This window comes from Jutongia hominis, from assembly GCF_014384965.1.
Taxonomy (GTDB): domain Bacteria; phylum Bacillota; class Clostridia; order Lachnospirales; family Lachnospiraceae; genus Butyribacter; species Butyribacter hominis.
The window spans coordinates 203086-220432 of record NZ_JACRSW010000027.1; the positions used below are offsets into that span (position 1 = coordinate 203086).

A 17347-nucleotide genomic window follows, 5' to 3' on the forward strand; every position below is an offset into this window, starting at 1 on the left:
CCTTCAGGGAGTCTTAGAAAGAAAAAACAACAGAAATAAATGGGAAGAAATATTTCTTCAGGAGTCTTAGAAAGAAAAAGCAACAGAAATAAATGGGAAGAAAAATTTCTTCAGGAGTCTTAGAAAGAAAAAGCGACAGGAATAAACAGGAAAGAAAAATTTCTTCAGGAGTCTTAGAAAGAAAAAGCGACAGAAATAAACAGGAAAAGGAATTAGCAAAATGAAAATCAGATTTTATATTAAAAAAAGAATAATACATCGGCTGGTCAGTATGCAGCTTATAGGTATCCTGATCATTTCGTTATTCACCGGTTGTGCAAAAGAAACATCGTCTCTTACAACCAGCGGATTCGCTTTTAATACAACCTATACGATTACAGTGTATCAGGGGGGAACACAAAAGACATTAGATACCTGTGTATCAAAATGTGCCGATTATGAACAGGTCTTTAGCCGGACTTCCAAAAACAGTGAATTATATCAGATCAATCAAATAGAAGCTCTATATCTTACGGTAGTAGAGCGGGCAATGGATCTAAAAGATTCTTTTACAAAGAAACGATCTTATACAAAAGAGCAATGCGAGTCGATCGTAAAGCAGATCGAGCAGAAGAAAACAAAAGAAAACACGGTAAAATACAGTATTTGTCAGGATGGTTCGATCACATTTGAAATTTCGGCATTGTTAGAGCGTATTGTAAAAAAAGGCTTGGAATATTCGAAAAAGTCAGATGGCAGGTTTGATATTGCGATCGAACCTGTTTCTTCTTTGTGGGATTTTACCGTCAAAAAGCCAACAGTTCCTGACGAACAGAAAATAGAAAAAGCATTGGCATATGTCGATTATCAGAAAATTGCATTAGACGATCAAAAGCTGACCTTTCAAATGCCGGGCATGGGAATCGATCTGGGCGGTATTGCCAAAGGATTTATTGCGGATGAGTTAAAAGCGTATCTGGAAAAAAAAGGTGTCAAAAGTGCAGTGATCGATCTGGGCGGCAATGTCTTATGTATCGGGCAGAAAGATCCAAAAACACCGTTTCATATTGGCATCCAACAGCCGTTTGCCGATCGGAATGAAACGATTGCTGCGGTTTCGGTTGATGGATTATCAATTGTTTCGTCCGGCATTTACGAACGATATTTTAAGACGAAGGATGGTACCTTGTATCATCATATCCTGAATCCGAAAACCGGCTATTCGTATGACAACGATCTGATGGCGGTTACGATTCTTTCGAAAAAGTCAGTTGATGGAGATGGACTTTCGACTTCCTGCTTTGCAATGGGAAAGAAAGAAGGACTTGCATTTATCAATAACATAGATGGTGTCGAAGCTGTTTTTATCACAAAGGATGAAAAAATGCATTATAGCAAAGGGTTTTCAAAATATTTATATAAACAGAAGTGATCGATCAAAAAGAAAAGAGTGCAACCAATGTGCATGCAAGACATTTGTATGAACGACTTGGTTTTATCCAGCTTGGTACGATCAGGAATGGTTTCCGTCCGGAAAATGGGCAATATGAAGATATCTGCCCTTATTATCGGGAAGTATAGAAAGGATAATTCTGTAGGAAAAAGTGTCAGAAATTGTGTGCTGTCCTTGGATGATGTGATGTCAGATTTCGTTTTGAGAGGACACCTCAGTATTTGACGCTTTTTTCTGTTTTATATAGAATGCGAAAAAGAGTATTATAGAAAGAAAAAATGACAGGAATATCAGAAAAAATAAAAAAAGAAAAATAAAATGTCACATTCAGACAAAGAAAAAGTAGTTCTTTATAGAACGGGAAAGAAGATGCATCGACAGGATTGTTTGAAACGCTGTTTATCACTATGAATACGGGTGTTACGGAGAAATGATATACAGTGGGAGAAAGAAACAGGTGAGGTGAGGATTTTGAATAAGATCGAGGTTGAAAAAGCAGTAGAAACACATGCAGATACAATATGGCGGCTGGCATGGATTCATTGCAACCGGGTACAGGAAAATGCGGAAGATGTCTTTCAGGAAACATTTTTAGCGTTAGTTCGTTCGAAGAAGACCTTTGCAAGTGAAGAACATTTAAAAGCATGGCTGATCCGGGTAGTCTTAAACCAATGCAAAAAGAAATATTATCATGAACAAAAATACCAGCCAACGAAGAAAGAAACGATCGACTATCTGGTAGAACAAACAAAAGAGGAAAACGATAACGGATCGGAACATTTGCATGAAATGCTATATACGCTTTCTGAGAAGTACCGCAAAGTGATCGTATTATATTATATGGAAGAGATGACAACAAAAGAGATCGCTAACATTCTAAGGATATCAGAATCGACTGTCAGAAAGCGGTTGCAAAGAGGACGTGATATGCTTCGTCAGAAAGGAGAGGGACAATGGGAAAGATAACGAAGGAAGAGGAGAAACTTTTTGCAGAAATGAAACAATTAAAAAAGCAGATCGTACCGGATGCATATTTGATCGAGCAGACGAAAAAAAGAGTGTTTGATGAAGATAAGGTCTATCATCATACATTTCTTATGATCGCCATTCCGACGACTTTGATCCTGTTTCTTGCCGGATTGTATTATTTCGCATATGCAAGACCGACAGCATCTTTGCTTTATGAACAGACGATACAACAGGAAAAAAAGCAAAAGAAGGATATGCAAACAGAAACAATGACTGCGACAGAAGAAAAAGAATTATATGAAAATGCCGGGCAGGAGCAGGGACTGACTAAAAAGCAGATCGATCAGTTGCATCAAAAGGGGAAAAAGTCTACAAGCAGTTCTCTTTGTAAAAGCGTTATCGGAATCAGAAAAGCAAAGATTACGATCGAGACTGTGACAATCTGTAAATATGGTTCGGTTTCCATCCGTCTTTATGAAGACCGGACTTCCTATCAATATGAAAGACGCTCTGGTGGATGGCATCTGACACAGCAAACGATCGAACAATTATAAAAAAGAAGAAAACGGATCGCCCTGTTCGATCTGATACACGAAACGATCCGGCAGGATAAAAAAGAGTATAACCAGAAAGCATACAGGCAGGATACAGACATGGAATGCAAAGACTTTATGAAAATTATGTGAATGTATTGAATTTTGAAAGGGCAGCATATACAATGAGTGGTATTAAGATTATTATGATGTCATCAAAATGTATCAGATAGAAGTGTAAGGAGGAAGAGAATATGGGAATGGGATATTATTATCCGTATATTGATCCAACGTATATTTTAGTCATTGCAGGTGCATTATTATGTATGCTTGCATCCGCAAATGTCAACCGGACATTTCAACGCTACAGTCGTGTGGGGACAATGGGACATATTACAGGAAGAGAAGTCGCAGAACGGATTTTATATCAGGCAGGGATTACCGATGTTCGAATTGAGCGGATCAGTGGAAACCTGACCGATCATTACGATCCGAGAAACAAAGTAGTCCGCCTGTCAGACAGTGTCTATGATGCTACGTCTGTAGCGGCGGTCGGAGTTGCCGCACATGAATGTGGTCATGTGATCCAGCACCATAAAGGTTATGTGCCGATCAAGATCCGTACAGCGATCGTACCGATCGTGAATATCGGTTCTAAACTGTCATGGCCTGTGATATTACTTGGTATTATCCTGAGTTCTTTTCAGATGATCCAGATCGGTATTATTTTATTTGCGTTTACTTTTGTGTTCCAGATTGTTACATTACCGGTTGAATTTGATGCCTCCCACAGAGCATTACGGATCTTAGAGTCCAATGGTACATTATATGAAGAAGAGTGGAGAGGTGCAAGAAAGGTTTTGCGTGCCGCAGCCATGACTTATGTTTCAGCCGCAGTATCAACATTGTTACAGCTTCTCAGACTGGTACTTTTATTTGGGAGAAGATCTAATGATGATTAAGTGAAAAAATTCGTTATATGTTCTGCTTACAAAAGCCTGTCATATCAGAAATTACATTGTGTGATTTCTATATGACAGGCTTTTTTATGGAATAGGAAATTGCTCATACAGTAGTGGTATATCAACAAGAATTGCTTTAGCAATTCTTGGAGTGCAAAGCGCTGGCTTTGCACTTTTTTATGGAATAGGAAAATGCTCGTACAGTAGTGGTATATCAACAAGAATTGCTTTAGCAATTCTTGGAGTGCAAAGCGCTGGCTTTGCACTTTTTTATGGAATAGGAAAATGCTCATACAGTAGCGGTATATCAACAAGAATTGCTTTAGCAATTCTTGGAGTGCAAAGCGCTGGCTTTGCACTTTTTTATGGAATAGGAAAATGCTCGTACAGTAGTGGTATATCAACAAGAATTGCTTTAGCAATTCTTGGAGTGCAAAGCGCTGGCTTTGCACTTTTTTATGGAATAGGAAAATGCTCATACAGTAGCGGTATATCAACAAGAATTGCTTTAGCAATTCTTGGAGTGCAAAGCGCTGGCTTTGCACTTTTTTATGGAATAGGAAAATGCTCGTACAGTAGTGGTATATCAACAAGAATTGCTTTAGCAATTCTTGGAGTGCAAAGCGCTGGCTTTGCACTTTTTTATGCGTTTATATTGATCAATAGAAACGTTGTGTAGAATGCCGGAAAAGGAGCATGGGCTTTTGATGTGCTATGCAACGATCACATGGCAATGTTTCCAAAAGGATTGTGGATGATGTATTTTTATTCATGGATCGCATGACGCAAAGCGATCGCAACAAATGCAGTGAAAAGTTCCGCAATCCAGAACGCATGCCATACACCAACGGCTCCAAACAGATGTGACAGGATAAAAGCTGCCGGAATGATAAAAAGAAGATAACGGCAAAGGGATATGATCAGAGATTGTATCCCTTTTCCTAATCCTTCTAATGCACCGGATGCGGTGATCGAAAAAGTAGAAAAGAGAAAACCGAGACTGATGATACGAAGTGCAGTCTGCCCGATACGGATCGTATCCGGGTTTGTTGTAAAAAGACCGATCAGACGGTCCGGAATCACAAGACAGATGACCGTACCAAAAAGCATGATCATACCATTCATGATCAGAACGATCCGGTAGATCTGCTGTACACGTTTGTGCTCTTTTGCTCCATAATTAAAGCCGATCACAGGGCGCATTCCCTGAATGATCCCGTTTGCCGGAAGATATAAAAAAGTCTGTAATTTATAATAGATTCCGAGTACCAGAATATAAACCTCGGAATAGGCAGCAAGGATCGCATTTAATAAAGAGATCAATAACGAAGGCAGTGCCATGTTTAATGTGGCAGGAATACCGATCGCATATAATTTGCCAATTGTTTTTTTATCTGCTTTCCAATATTTTGGATGGATATGGACAGACAATGGGCGGAGTATAAAGATAAGAAGATAGATCACTAATGTTACGGTCTGTCCGATACCGGTTGCCAGGGCAGCACCTTTGATACCCATAGCAGGAAAAGGACCGAGTCCAAAGATCATAAAAGGATCTAATATAATATTGGTAATACAGCCACAGCACATACTGATCATTGTAACCGTCATTTTACCGACCGACTGAAAGATCTTTTCAAAAGAGATACCGGTCATGCTGACGATCGTAAAGCAAAACGCAATATTAGAATATTGTATGCCAAGCGAAAGCACACTCTGGCTGGTTGTAAACATTTTTAGAAAAGATGGCATCAGAAAAATACTTCCGACAGTCAATACGATCGCATGGCATATCGCAAGAAAAAGTCCGATGGTTGCGGCAGTATGGGCTTTTTTGACTTCATTTGCTCCCATACAGATCGCAATTACAGCATTGATACCGATACCAAAGCCGATGCTGACAGCGTTAATAAAGTTCTGTACCGGAAAGACTAAAGAAAGTGCTGTCATTGCATCTTCGCTGATCTTTGCTACGAAAAAACTGTCAATGATATTGTAAAGAGAATTGACAAGCATAGACAACATCATAGGAAGAGACATTGACAAAAGCAATGGAAGTACCGGTTTGGTTTTCATAAAGTTTTCGTTCATATCATGATCCCTCATCTGGTATTTTTTCGATACCGCTTTCTTATTAATGGTGTATTTTTTAAATGGTCTGGATTTTTATAGCTGCCTTGCTATGATACAGGAATTAAAAAAAGCCACACAACGTTACTTTGTTCTTAGCGTTGTGTGGCGAAAAGATGACTTGCATAGAATGCATCAGAATTTTTGAAAATCGGTCTGTTAAAAATTCTGATCTTTCGTCCGGAAAAATCCACTACTCATTTTCAGAGCTTATTGTACCAGTTTAGAAGAAAATGTCAAGAATAAAACTATTTGCCGAAGTGGAATAAAACTATTTGCCGAAGCGGAATAAAACTATTTGCCGAGGTAGAAAATACAACTATTTGCTGAAGCTGAAAGAAACTTTTCAGTTCAGTCATAAAACTTTTTTTTATAATATTCCTATAAACCTATTGACCTAGTAGGAATTATATGGTATTATTTGAAACATCAAAATTAAAAAAAAGCAGAAAGATACATTCTGCTTTACAAAGTATAAGATTCATTTAGAAAGGAATGGTGGTATTTATGAAAAAAATCGCAAAGCAGTTGACAGAGTTGATCGGAAATACTCCTTTATTGGAGTTATCAAATTATGAAAAAGAAAATGATTTAAAAAGTTCTATCATTGCAAAGTTAGAATATTTTAATCCGTTAGGCAGTGTAAAAGATCGTGTTGCTTATGCTATGATCGAACAGGGGATCAAAGATGGTGCGATCGATCAGGATACGGTTATCATAGAGCCTACCAGTGGAAATACAGGAATTGGTCTTGCATTTGTTACGGCAGCAAAAGGCTTGCATCTTATTTTGACAATGCCGGACACCATGAGCGTGGAGCGTCGTAAGATCGTTTCTGCACTTGGTGCACAGATCGTTCTGACACCGGGAAGAGATGGTATGAAAGGTGCGATTAAGAGAGCAGAAGAGTTAAAGGAAGAATATGGAAATGCGTTCATCCCACAGCAGTTTGAGAATGAAGCAAATCCAGCAATCCATAAAGTAACAACAGCAAAAGAAATCTGGGAAGATACCGATGGGGAAGTTGATATCTTCGTATCTGCTGTCGGTACCGGTGGAACGATCACAGGTACAGGTCTTGGATTAAAAGAAAAGAATCCAAATGTCAAGATCGTTGCCGTAGAGCCTGCAAGCTCACCGGTTCTTTCAGGCGGCAAGCCGGGACCTCATAAGATTCAAGGTATTGGAGCCGGGTTTGTACCGGATGTTTTACAGACCGACCTGTTAGATGAGATCATTACCGTAGAAAATGATGATGCCTTTGAGACATCAAGAAAAGTAGCAAAAAGTGATGGACTTTTAGTTGGTATTTCAGCCGGTGCAGCACTTTATGCAGCAACACAGTTAGCAAAACGTCCTGAAAACGAAGGAAAGAACATTGTAGTGTTATTACCGGATACCGGAGAAAGATATCTGTCTACTTCTTTATTTACTGTAGATGAATAATTTTTGAGGTTGATCGGATGTTTGGAAAAAAGAAAATTTGGTTTGTTTTTTGCCTGCTTGCAGCTCTGTTTTTATGCAGCTGTGGCAGGAAAAAGTCAGATACCGTAACGATCACGAATGTGTCTTATGATCCGACGAGGGAATTTTATGAGCAATACAACAAACTGTTTGAAAAATTCTATCAGAAGAAATACGGTAAAAAAGTAGAAGTGATCCAGTCACATGGCGGTTCGGGCAGTCAGGCACGATCTGTTGTCGAAGGATGTAATGCCGATGTTGTCACGCTTGCGCTGGAACATGATATTACATTGATCGAGAACACAGGACTGATCGATAAAGGCTGGGAAAGGGAATTTGCCCGCTCCAGTGCACCATACACATCGACGATCGTTTTTCTTGTTCGAAAAGGAAATCCCCGAAAGATAAAAGACTGGGATGACCTGACAAAAAAAGGTGTAGAAGTGATCACACCGGACCCAAAGAGTAGTGGCGGTGCATGCTGGAACTTTCTTGCCGGTTTAAGTTATGCGAAATCAAAATTACATAATGAAGCAAAAGAAAAAGCATTTATGAAAAAATTATATGCCAATGTTTCAGTAATGGATTCCGGCGCAAGAGGTTCTACCACAACCTTTGTGGAAAATGGAAAAGGCGATGTTTTGATCCAATGGGAAAATGAAGCAATCACAACCATGGCTTCGTATCCCGGAAAGTATGAAATGATCACACCATCTGTCAGTATACTGGCACAGCCAAGTGTAGCAGTTGTTGATGATAATGCAAGGGCAAATCATACCAAGAAAGTGAGCAAAGCATATTTGCAATATTTATATAGCAAAGAAGCACAGGAATTGATCGGAAAGAGTGGTTTTCGTCCATCGGATCAGGATGTGTTACAAAACTTTTCGAATCAATTTGATCTGTCGGTAGATCTTTGGACGATTAAAGATTATGGTGGATGGAACAAAGCGTATCAGAAGTATTTTGATGATGGAGCATGGTTTGATAAAATTTACGAGTATTAACAGAAACTGAGGATAAGAAAGATGGATCAGGTTAAGAAAAGAAAAAAAGCAAAGAAAGCCCGTGTGATACCTGGGTTTCATCTGACACTGGGCATTGTTGTTACAATGCTTTCGTTGATCGTTTTGATCCCGTTAGCTTCGGTGCTGGTGCATTCTCTTGGGATTTCTCCAAAAGAGTTTTTTGCCCTGCTTTGGAAGCCAAATGTCAGAAATGCTTTCTTTACAAGTATTGGCTGCTCTTTTGCAGCTGCTGTGTGCAATGCTGTTTTCGGCCTTGTGATCGCATGGACGTTAGTTAAATATGACTTTCCGTGCAAAAAGCTTTTGGATGGTTTTATTGAACTTCCTTTTGCACTGCCGACAGCAGTAGCCGGTATCACACTTTCAAAACTGTATTCCGAAAACGGATTTTTTGGAAAAGGATTTGCTCTGCTTGGAATGAAAGTGTCCTATACAAAGGTCGGTCTTGTGATCGCATTGGTATTTGTAGGAATTCCATTTGTTGTCCGTGCAGTACAGCCGGTGTTAGAAAAGCTCGATGAGCAATATGAAGAAGCGGCTTATATGTTAGGTGCAAGTCCGGTAAAAACATTTTTCCTTGTTATTTTCCCGGAACTAAAGCCTGCATTATTAACCGGTTTTGGTCTGGCTTTTGCAAGAGGGATCGGTGAATATGGCAGTGTCATTTATATTTCCGGTAACAGTGCAAAAGATAAGACGCAGGTAATCTCTTATGTGATCATGCAAAAGTTAAGTTATATTGATTATGCCGGTGCGACAGCGATTGCATTGGTCATGTTAGTTATTTCATTTATATTGCTTTTGTTTGTCAATATCGTACAGGCAAGACAATCGGCAAGAACGAATCTGTTATAGAAAAGAGAGTCTGTAAACAGTCAAAATACAATTGAAAATAAGAAAATTCAATTTTTTTTTGAGGAAAAAGTTGACTAATTAGATAGGAATTATATAATTAGAAAGAGGTGACATTGCGATGACAGAACAGGAGAAACTTGAGAAAAAGAAAAAGAGAACGAAAAGGTGTTGTATTACGATTACTGTTCTCTTTATCACATGTATGTTGATCATCCCCTTGGTTTCCGTGATTGTGAATTCTTTAAAAGAAGGAATTGGTTTCTATATCCGTTCGATCTCGACAGAGTATGTCAGAAGTGCATTGGGTGTCACTTTTCTGGCAACTGTGATTGCAGTTGTGATCAATACCTTTTTTGGTATTTGTGCAGCATGGCTTTTGACGAAGTTTTCATTCCGTGGAAAGCAGATCTTAGCAACCCTGATCGATATTCCGTTTTCAATCTCTCCGGTTATTGTCGGTCTTGCCTACCTGATGACGTTTGGCAGACTTGGATGGTTTTATCCGGTGATCCGGGCATTTAATCAGTTCTTCGGAACGAATGTCCGTATTACATTTGCAATACCGGGTGTGGTACTTGCAACGATCTTTGTTACTTTTCCGTTTGTATCCAGAGAGATCATTCCGGTGCTGAATGCACAGGGAAAAGATGAAGAAGAAGCGGCTGCATTGATGGGGGCAAGTGGTTTTACGATTTTTCGAAAGATCACACTTCCGCAGATGAAATGGGGATTACTCTATGGTATTATCCTTTGTACGGCAAGAGCATTAGGAGAGTTTGGTGCTGTCAATGCGTTATCAAAGACCAGAGGAGAAACATTTACCTTACCATTAGAGATTGATGCATTGTATATGTCAGGGACGGATCAGTCGATCACGGCAGCATTTGCCGCATCATCGATCTTAGTGATCATTGCCGTGATCATATTGATCATCAGAAATATATTAGAAAGAAAACATATAGAACAATAGAGGAAGGAGGATTCGATCATGTATGTTGAAATGAAAAATATCTATAAGAAATATGGCGATTTCCTTGCTTCCGATAATGTGAGTTTTGGAATAGAAAAAGGAAAATTAGTTGCCTTGCTTGGACCTTCAGGAAGCGGTAAGACCACACTTCTTCGTATGATCGCAGGACTGGAAAATCCGAATGCAGGAGATATTTATATTGACGGAGTCAGAGTCAATGATATTCCGGCATCTCAAAGAGGGATCGGATTTGTTTTTCAAAATTATGCACTGTTTCGTTATATGACTGTTTTTGAAAATGTAGCATTTGGACTCCGCTTACAAAAGGTTCCCAAAAAGCAGATCAAGGAAAGAGTCACGGAACTGTTAGAATTAACCGGCTTATCGGGCATGGAAAAGCGATATCCGAACCAGCTTTCCGGTGGACAGAGACAGCGAGTCGCTTTTGCAAGAGCGTTAGCTCCTAATCCGCAGGTGCTTTTACTCGATGAACCGTTTGCAGCGATTGATGCAAAAGTCAGAACAGAACTTCGAAACTGGCTTCGGGAAATGGTAGAAAAACTTGGAATTACAAGTATTTTTGTAACACATGACCAGGATGAAGCAGTAGAAGTGGCAGACGAGATCATTATTACCAATCATGGAACGATCGAACAGAAAGGAACACCGATCGAGATCTACAAATCACCGGCAACGCCTTTTGTTGCCAAGTTTATCGGACGATCTTCTGTTGTCGAAGAATATGAAAAGCTCAAAGGCTTTGAGCGGATTGCAAATGCCAAGAAAGCCGTGATCCGACCGGAATTTATCAAGATATCAAAGAGTGGCAAGTTAGACCGCTATATCAGTGCTGCTGAGACAGGCGTTGTGACAGACGTTGTCTTTCGCGGAAACCGTATAGATGTTACGGTCAATATCAATGGTATTGATGTGGTGGGCGAACGGTCATTAGAAAAGGATCTGATATCGGTTGGTGAGACCGTACACGTTTTGATCTACCGGTTGTATGTCTTTGATGCGAATCAGACGTATTTGTTAGAAAATATGGAAATGCAGGAAACATCCGATGTATTCTATATTTAATCATTATGATCATATGAAAAGGACAGGAAAAATCGTATTCCTGAAATTTACCGGTTAAGAGGAAAGTTGGCGATACTTTCAAATGGAGGTTATCATGCAAATAGAAGAAAGAAAAGTTTTAAGCACAGATGTGCTGATCATAGGTGGCGGCACGGCAGGCTGTTATGCAGCATTGACGATCAGAGAAGAGTCCGATCTTTCTGTGATCATTGCTGAAAAAGCCAATATCAAAAGAAGCGGCTGTCTCGCAGCAGGAGTCAATGCAATCAATGCATACATTGTCAAGGGACGCAAGCCGGAAGACTATGTAGATTACGCGAAGAAAGATGCGGATAATATTGTCAGAGAAGATCTGCTAATGACCATGTCAGAAGGTTTAAACCGCGTGACAAAGAAGATGGAAAACCTCGGACTTGTGATCTTAAAGGATGAAAATGGTGAGTATGTTGCCAGAGGAAACCGAAATATTAAGATCAACGGTGAAAATATGAAACCGTTACTTGCAAAAGCAGTAGAAGCACTTCCTGATGTGACAGTATTGAATCATTTGAATATTACCGATTATATCGTAGAAGAAGGTCAGATCTTAGGTGCGGTCGGCTTCTCAATCGAAGACAATACCGCATACGAGATCAGAGCCAAAAAGGTACTTTGTGCTACCGGTGGTGCAGCAGGTTTATACAGACCAAACAATCCGGGATTTTCACGTCATAAGATGTGGTATCCGCCATTTAACACCGGAGCGGGTTTTGCAATGGGAATCCAAAGCGGTGCAGAGATGACAACCTTTGAGATGCGCTTTATCGCACTTCGCTGTAAAGATACGATTGCGCCGACCGGAACGATCGCACAGGGCGTTGGAGCAAAACAGGTCAATGCCAAAGGTGAAGTATATGAAGATAAATACGGTTTAACAACTTCGGAACGAGTATATGGAACCGTGATGGAAAACTTAGAAGGCAGAGGTCCTTGCTATCTTAGAACAGAAGGAATCAGTAAAGAACAGGATGAATCTTTAAAGAAAGCATACTTAAACATGGCACCGAGCCAGACATTAAAGTGGTTAGAAGCTAAGAAAGATCCGAGCAAACAGAATGTAGAGATCGAAGGAACAGAGCCTTATATCGTTGGTGGTCATACCGCAAGCGGTTATTGGGTAGATACGAATCGCCAGACAACGATTCAAGGTTTATATGCAGCCGGTGATGTGGCAGGCGGATGTCCTCAAAAGTATGTGACCGGAGCAATGGTAGAAGGCGAGATTGCGGCAAAGCATATTGTAGCAACATTAAAAGAAGAACAAAGAAATGATCCTTGTGATCAGCAAAAAGCAGATTGTCTGTTTGAAGAAAAGATAGAACAGTATAATGCGTATCTTGCAAGGCAAAATGATCTGTTTGATGTAGAAAGCCTGGAAGAAGCGATGCAAAAAGTAATGGATCAATATGCAGGAGGTATTTCGACACATTATCAATTCAATGAAAAGCAGCTTACGCTTGCAAAAGAAAAGATCGATCATCTGATCGAACTGAGTCAGGATATCGGAGCGAAAGATATGCATGAATTGATGTTTGTCTATGAATTGAAAGAACGATTAACCGTCTGTCTGTCGGTGATCGCGCATCTAAAAGCCAGAAAAGAAACGAGATGGCACAGTTTTGCCGAAAATTTAGATTACCCTCAAAAGAGTGATGCCTGGTTAAAATATGTGAATTCCAGAATGGAAGATGGCAAATTAAAGATCATTTTCCGTGATCTGGTAGGAAGGGAGGAAGAATATGAGCATAGCAATTAATGCAGATCTTTGTAAAGGCTGTAAAGCGTGCATGGCAGTCTGTCCGGGAAGCCTGATCAAAGAAACGACAGAAGGCAAAGCTTATATGAAATATCCTAAAGACTGCTGGGGATGTGCTTCCTGCGTTAAGGAATGCCATTTTGGAGCAATCACATTTTTTTTGGGAGCAGACATTGGCGGCATGGGAAGTAAGCTGACAGTGGATTCAAAGAAAGACCGGTTGATCTGGAATATAGCAAGAAGAGATGATACAAAAGAGCAGATCGTGATCAATACAAAGGAATCTAATAAATATTGATCCATATGCAGATACAGATGCTTGAACTTAGAAAGGATGGTAAGTAAAATGGGTGAATTATCACATCTGGATGAATTAGAGGCAGAAGCGATTTATATTATTCGCGAAGTGGCAGCGGAATGTGAAAAGCCGGTTATGTTGTATTCAATCGGAAAAGACAGTTCGGTTATGTTGCATTTAGCAATGAAAGCATTTTATCCTGAGAAGCCTCCATTTCCATTTTTACATGTCAACACAACATGGAAATTTAAAGAGATGATTGAGTTTCGTGACCGCAGAGCCAAAGAGCTTGGCATTGAAATGTTGGAATATATCAATGAAGAAGGTGTAAAGCAGGGAATTAATCCGTTTGATCACGGTGCTGCTTATACCGATATCATGAAAACGCAGGCATTAAAGCAGGCACTTGATAAGTATGGATTTACTGCAGCGTTCGGTGGCGGAAGACGAGATGAAGAAAAGTCAAGAGCCAAAGAAAGAATCTTTTCTTTCAGAAACGAACATCATGCATGGGATCCAAAGAACCAGCGCCCTGAAATGTGGAAGCTTTATAACTCTAAGATCAATAAAAAAGAAGAAGTCAGAGTGTTCCCGCTTTCAAACTGGACAGAGACAGACATCTGGCAGTATATCCGTCGTGAAAATATTGAGATCCCTTCTCTTTATTTTGCAAAAGTCCGTCCGGTTGTTTACCGTGATGGAAACATTATCATGGTAGATGATGACCGTATGAAACTGCTTCCGGGTGAAAAGGTAGAACATAAGAGTGTACGTTTCCGTACTCTCGGATGTTATCCGTTGACCGGAGGATGCGAGTCAACAGCAACGACATTAGATGAGATCATTGATGAGACATTGAGTGCGGTTTCTTCGGAAAGAACGACACGAGTCATTGATAATGAAGCAGCAGGAAGTATGGAACGTAGAAAGAGGGAGGGCTATTTCTAAGATGAGTGGATTATTAAAATTTATTACATGCGGAAGCGTGGATGATGGAAAATCAACCTTGATCGGCCATATCTTATATGATTCCAAATTGTTATATACCGATCAGGAAAAAGCATTAGAGCTTGACAGTAAAGTAGGAAGCCGTGGTGGTGCGATCGATTATTCTCTTTTATTGGATGGTCTGATGGCAGAAAGAGAACAGGGTATTACGATCGACGTTGCATATCGTTATTTTACAACAGATAAAAGAAGCTTTATCGTAGCCGATACACCGGGACATGAAGAATATACCAGAAACATGGCAGTGGGCGCTTCATTTGCTGATCTTGCGGTTATCTTAATTGATGCCAAACAGGGCGTTTTAGTACAGACAAGAAGACATGCAAGAATCTGTTCTTTGATGGGAATTAAGTATTTTGTCTTTGCAATCAATAAAATGGATCTTGTCGGATATGATGAGAAACGTTTTCGTGAGATTGAAAAGCAGGTAGAAGAACTTACGAAAGAATTACAGCTTGCAAATGTCAAGCTGATCCCGGTATCGGCAACAGAAGGCGATAATGTTACAAAGCCATCCGAAAACATCAAATGGTATCAGGGAGAAACGTTACTTTCTTACTTAGAAAATATTGATATCACAGAAGATGATCATGAAAAAGGCTTTTATATGCCGGTACAGAGAGTTTGTCGTCCGGATCATACATTCCGTGGTTTTCAGGGACAGATTGAAGATGGTCAGATTCATGTAGGCGATGAAGTGACAACGCTTCCAAGCAATGAGACAGCGAAAGTCAAAAGCATTCATGTCGGAGACAAGGAAAGTCAAGTTGCTAAAAAGGGACAGCCGGTTACGATCCAGTTAGACCGTGAAGTGGATGTGTCCAGAGGATGTGTTCTTTCAGTAGATGCTTCTCTTTTGACAGCTTCTTCGATCACAGCCACTCTTTTATGGATGGATGACGAAGAACTGAGAACCGGAAAGAACTTCTTCTTTAAGCTTGGTACTAAGATGATCCCTGCTGTAGTAAGCAGTATCGAATATGCGATTGATGTCAATACCGGTGCAAAGAAAGAAGTCAGCACACTCGGTAAAAACGAAATTGCTGTATGTAAGATCACATTAGCCGATCAGATCGTTGTTGATGAGTTTAAAAAGCATAAGACATTAGGTGAATTGATCTTAATCGACCGTATTACCAATATGACATCTGCATGTGGCGTTGTCGAAAGTATTGATACAAAAGAGCATGGATTATATGAAGGCAGAATCGACCGCAAGGTACGTGCTGCAATGAAAGGACAAAAGGCAGTTACCGTAGAGTTTATCAAGGAAGGTACGATTGATCGCGCTTTTGTGGAAGATGTAGAAAAAGCACTCAGCCTTCAGGGAAGACATACCTATCTGTATGCTCCGACACCAAACGAAGACATTGATCTTGTGATCAAACATTTACATAGAGCAGGACTTGTTGTATTATTGTTAGTTGATAAAAAACAGGCAGATACGATCACAAATAAGGATGAACATTATATCAGTGATTGGAACAAGACCGGTCTTGCAGCAAATGAAGTTGCAAAATTCATTGCAAAAGAATCAGCATATTCTGATATATTTGTGCATGAGCGGGATTATATTTAGTGGAGGGGAAACCGATGAAGTTTAATACAGCACTTTTACATAGTGGCAAGATGGGAGATGAAGCAACCGGTGCGACATTAACCCCGGTTTACCAGTCCAGTGCGTTCTATCAGCCGAATGCACAGCAGCATGAGAAACTGTTTCATAATAAAGCAAACGGTTTCTCATATACAAGGATCAACAATCCGACGATCGTGGCTTTTGAAAACAAGATGACAGCATTAGAAAAAGGAATTGCTTCGATCGCCTGTGCATCAGGTATGGCAGCCATCACAAATGCACTTCTTAATATTGTCAATGCCGGTCAGGAGATTGTAGCAAGCTCGAGTCTGTATGGCGGTTCGATCGATGTATTTCATGATTTTGAAGCGTTTAGTATTACAACACATTTTGTTGATGTCGAAGATGAAGCAGACATGGAAAAAGTCATCAATGAAAATACCAGAGTGATCTTTGCAGAAACGATCGGTAATCCAAAGTTAGATGTGGTAAATATTAAAAAGCTTGCCGATTTTGCACACGATCACGGACTCCCGCTGGTGATGGATAATACCGTAGCGACAGCTTATCTGGTGCGCCCGATCGAACTTGGTGCAGATGTGGTAGTTAATTCAACTTCGAAGTATATCAATGGCAACAGTGATGCAATCAGTGGTGTGATCACAGACAGTGGAAAGTTCAAATGGGATAAGGAACGTTATCCGGGCATGAAAGAATATGTCAGGTTTGGAAAGTTTGCTTATACGGCTAAGCTTCGAAATGGACTGTTTCGTAATACCGGTGCATGCATTGCTCCACAGACAGCATTTTATAATATGCTCGGTATGGAGACATTAGGACTTCGTATGGAGCGTGCGTGTTCGAATGCCAAAGCATTAGCAGAGTTCTTAGCACAATATGATGATGTAGAAGTGAATTATCCGGGACTTCCTGACAGCAAGTGGCATTCTATCGCCAATGAGGTATTAGAGAATGGATATGGTGCGATCTTAACGATCCGTGTCGGTTCCAAAGAAAGAGCATTTGATGTGATCAATGCTCTTACAATTCCAAAGATCGTATCCAATATCGGTGATACCAAAACATTGATCATTCATCCGGAGTCAACATTAAATGCCCATAGTACAGAAAAAGAAAAAGAGGAAGCCGGTGTATTTGATGATCTGATCCGTATCAGTCTGGGAATTGAAGATATTGAAGATCTGATAGAAGATTTCAAAAATGCATTGGAAAAATAAGGA

The 17347-nt window shown here is 40.0% G+C and carries 17 protein-coding genes; 16 read left to right on the forward strand and 1 reads right to left on the reverse strand.

The genetic code is table 11. The annotated features are described in order from the left end of the window. Positions 1-92: 92 nt before the first annotated feature. From H8700_RS12195 to H8700_RS06445, 6 genes are all read left to right on the forward strand, one after another. Positions 93-224, forward strand: coding sequence for a hypothetical protein (locus H8700_RS12195; protein ID WP_283242216.1), 132 nt, complete (start codon positions 93-95; stop codon positions 222-224). Continuing rightward, complete coding sequence (locus H8700_RS06420) at positions 221-1411, forward strand: FAD:protein FMN transferase (RefSeq protein WP_249304410.1); 1191 nt, start codon at positions 221-223, stop codon at positions 1409-1411. Before H8700_RS12195 ends, H8700_RS06420 begins: the two co-directional genes overlap by 4 nt. Before the next feature lie 492 nt (positions 1412-1903). Next, positions 1904-2398 (forward strand): RNA polymerase sigma factor, encoded by a 495-nt coding sequence (locus tag H8700_RS06430; protein WP_249304413.1) that lies wholly within the window; start codon positions 1904-1906, stop codon positions 2396-2398. Further along, a complete protein-coding gene (locus tag H8700_RS06435) occupies positions 2386-2955 on the forward strand; it encodes a hypothetical protein (protein WP_249304416.1) in 570 nt (189 codons plus the stop codon). Before H8700_RS06430 ends, H8700_RS06435 begins: the two co-directional genes overlap by 13 nt. 233 nt (positions 2956-3188) lie before the next feature. Further along, on the forward strand, positions 3189-3896 hold the full coding sequence (locus H8700_RS06440; RefSeq protein WP_022142638.1) for a zinc metallopeptidase: 708 nt from the start codon (positions 3189-3191) through the stop codon (positions 3894-3896). A 151-nt stretch (positions 3897-4047) separates the two neighbouring features. After that, the gene (locus H8700_RS06445) at positions 4048-4575 is read left to right on the forward strand and encodes a hypothetical protein (RefSeq protein WP_249304418.1); all 528 of its coding nucleotides are present in this window, start codon (positions 4048-4050) and stop codon (positions 4573-4575) included. Between the two features lie 86 nt (positions 4576-4661). Here H8700_RS06445 and H8700_RS06450 read toward each other — a convergent pair whose 3' ends face one another. Then, positions 4662-5987 carry an MATE family efflux transporter gene (locus H8700_RS06450; protein ID WP_249304420.1) on the reverse strand — a complete coding sequence of 442 codons (1326 nt, stop codon included), beginning with the start codon at positions 5985-5987 and terminating at the stop codon, positions 4662-4664. A gap of 546 nt (positions 5988-6533) precedes the next feature. On the opposite strand from H8700_RS06450, the gene cysK reads away from it, so the two are divergent. The 10 genes from cysK (at position 6534) to H8700_RS06500 (ending at position 17344) form a co-directional block, all read left to right on the forward strand. Continuing rightward, on the forward strand, positions 6534-7472 hold the full coding sequence (cysK, locus tag H8700_RS06455; protein ID WP_249304422.1) for a cysteine synthase A: 939 nt from the start codon (positions 6534-6536) through the stop codon (positions 7470-7472). Between the two features lie 17 nt (positions 7473-7489). Then, complete coding sequence (locus H8700_RS06460; RefSeq protein ID WP_249304424.1) at positions 7490-8497, forward strand: sulfate ABC transporter substrate-binding protein; 1008 nt, start codon at positions 7490-7492, stop codon at positions 8495-8497. Positions 8498-8518: 21 nt separating this feature from the next. Next, positions 8519-9373 carry a sulfate ABC transporter permease subunit CysT gene (cysT, locus tag H8700_RS06465; RefSeq protein ID WP_249304425.1) on the forward strand — a complete coding sequence of 285 codons (855 nt, stop codon included), beginning with the start codon at positions 8519-8521 and terminating at the stop codon, positions 9371-9373. 118 nt (positions 9374-9491) lie between these two features. Further along, positions 9492-10343, forward strand: coding sequence for a sulfate ABC transporter permease (locus tag H8700_RS06470; protein WP_249304427.1), 852 nt, complete (start codon positions 9492-9494; stop codon positions 10341-10343). A gap of 18 nt (positions 10344-10361) precedes the next feature. Next, positions 10362-11426, forward strand: coding sequence for a sulfate/molybdate ABC transporter ATP-binding protein (locus tag H8700_RS06475; RefSeq protein ID WP_249304429.1), 1065 nt, complete (start codon positions 10362-10364; stop codon positions 11424-11426). Between the two features lie 94 nt (positions 11427-11520). Further along, the gene (locus tag H8700_RS06480) at positions 11521-13221 is read left to right on the forward strand and encodes an adenylyl-sulfate reductase subunit alpha (RefSeq protein WP_022141970.1); all 1701 of its coding nucleotides are present in this window, start codon (positions 11521-11523) and stop codon (positions 13219-13221) included. Continuing rightward, a complete protein-coding gene (locus H8700_RS06485) occupies positions 13205-13519 on the forward strand; it encodes a 4Fe-4S dicluster domain-containing protein (RefSeq protein WP_022141971.1) in 315 nt (104 codons plus the stop codon). Before H8700_RS06480 ends, H8700_RS06485 begins: the two co-directional genes overlap by 17 nt. Before the next feature lie 48 nt (positions 13520-13567). Continuing rightward, positions 13568-14467, forward strand: a complete 900-nt coding sequence (cysD, locus tag H8700_RS06490) for a sulfate adenylyltransferase subunit CysD (RefSeq protein ID WP_249304432.1) — start codon at positions 13568-13570, stop codon at positions 14465-14467. A 1-nt stretch (position 14468) separates the two neighbouring features. Then, entirely contained in the window at positions 14469-16106 is a 1638-nt protein-coding gene (locus tag H8700_RS06495) for a sulfate adenylyltransferase subunit 1 (protein ID WP_249304434.1), read from the forward strand. A 14-nt stretch (positions 16107-16120) separates the two neighbouring features. Beyond that, complete coding sequence (locus H8700_RS06500) at positions 16121-17344, forward strand: O-acetylhomoserine aminocarboxypropyltransferase/cysteine synthase family protein (protein ID WP_249304436.1); 1224 nt, start codon at positions 16121-16123, stop codon at positions 17342-17344. The last annotated feature ends 3 nt before the right edge of the window (positions 17345-17347 follow it).

What these genes read in the sequence shown, in the direction of transcription:
- H8700_RS12195 (WP_283242216.1), top strand. Translation starts at nt 93, where the DNA reads ATGGGAAGAAAAATTTCTTCAGGAGTCTTAGAAAGAAAAAGCGACAGG.
- H8700_RS06420 (WP_249304410.1), top strand. Translation starts at nt 221, where the DNA reads ATGAAAATCAGATTTTATATTAAAAAAAGAATAATACATCGGCTGGTC.
- H8700_RS06435 (WP_249304416.1), top strand. Translation starts at nt 2,386, where the DNA reads ATGGGAAAGATAACGAAGGAAGAGGAGAAACTTTTTGCAGAAATGAAA.
- H8700_RS06440 (WP_022142638.1), top strand. Translation starts at nt 3,189, where the DNA reads ATGGGAATGGGATATTATTATCCGTATATTGATCCAACGTATATTTTA.
- H8700_RS06450 (WP_249304420.1), bottom strand. Translation starts at nt 5,987, where the DNA reads ATGAACGAAAACTTTATGAAAACCAAACCGGTACTTCCATTGCTTTTG.
- cysK (WP_249304422.1), top strand. Translation starts at nt 6,534, where the DNA reads ATGAAAAAAATCGCAAAGCAGTTGACAGAGTTGATCGGAAATACTCCT.
- H8700_RS06460 (WP_249304424.1), top strand. Translation starts at nt 7,490, where the DNA reads ATGTTTGGAAAAAAGAAAATTTGGTTTGTTTTTTGCCTGCTTGCAGCT.
- cysT (WP_249304425.1), top strand. Translation starts at nt 8,519, where the DNA reads ATGGATCAGGTTAAGAAAAGAAAAAAAGCAAAGAAAGCCCGTGTGATA.
- H8700_RS06470 (WP_249304427.1), top strand. Translation starts at nt 9,492, where the DNA reads ATGACAGAACAGGAGAAACTTGAGAAAAAGAAAAAGAGAACGAAAAGG.
- H8700_RS06475 (WP_249304429.1), top strand. Translation starts at nt 10,362, where the DNA reads ATGTATGTTGAAATGAAAAATATCTATAAGAAATATGGCGATTTCCTT.
- H8700_RS06480 (WP_022141970.1), top strand. Translation starts at nt 11,521, where the DNA reads ATGCAAATAGAAGAAAGAAAAGTTTTAAGCACAGATGTGCTGATCATA.
- H8700_RS06485 (WP_022141971.1), top strand. Translation starts at nt 13,205, where the DNA reads ATGAGCATAGCAATTAATGCAGATCTTTGTAAAGGCTGTAAAGCGTGC.
- cysD (WP_249304432.1), top strand. Translation starts at nt 13,568, where the DNA reads ATGGGTGAATTATCACATCTGGATGAATTAGAGGCAGAAGCGATTTAT.
- H8700_RS06495 (WP_249304434.1), top strand. Translation starts at nt 14,469, where the DNA reads ATGAGTGGATTATTAAAATTTATTACATGCGGAAGCGTGGATGATGGA.
- H8700_RS06500 (WP_249304436.1), top strand. Translation starts at nt 16,121, where the DNA reads ATGAAGTTTAATACAGCACTTTTACATAGTGGCAAGATGGGAGATGAA.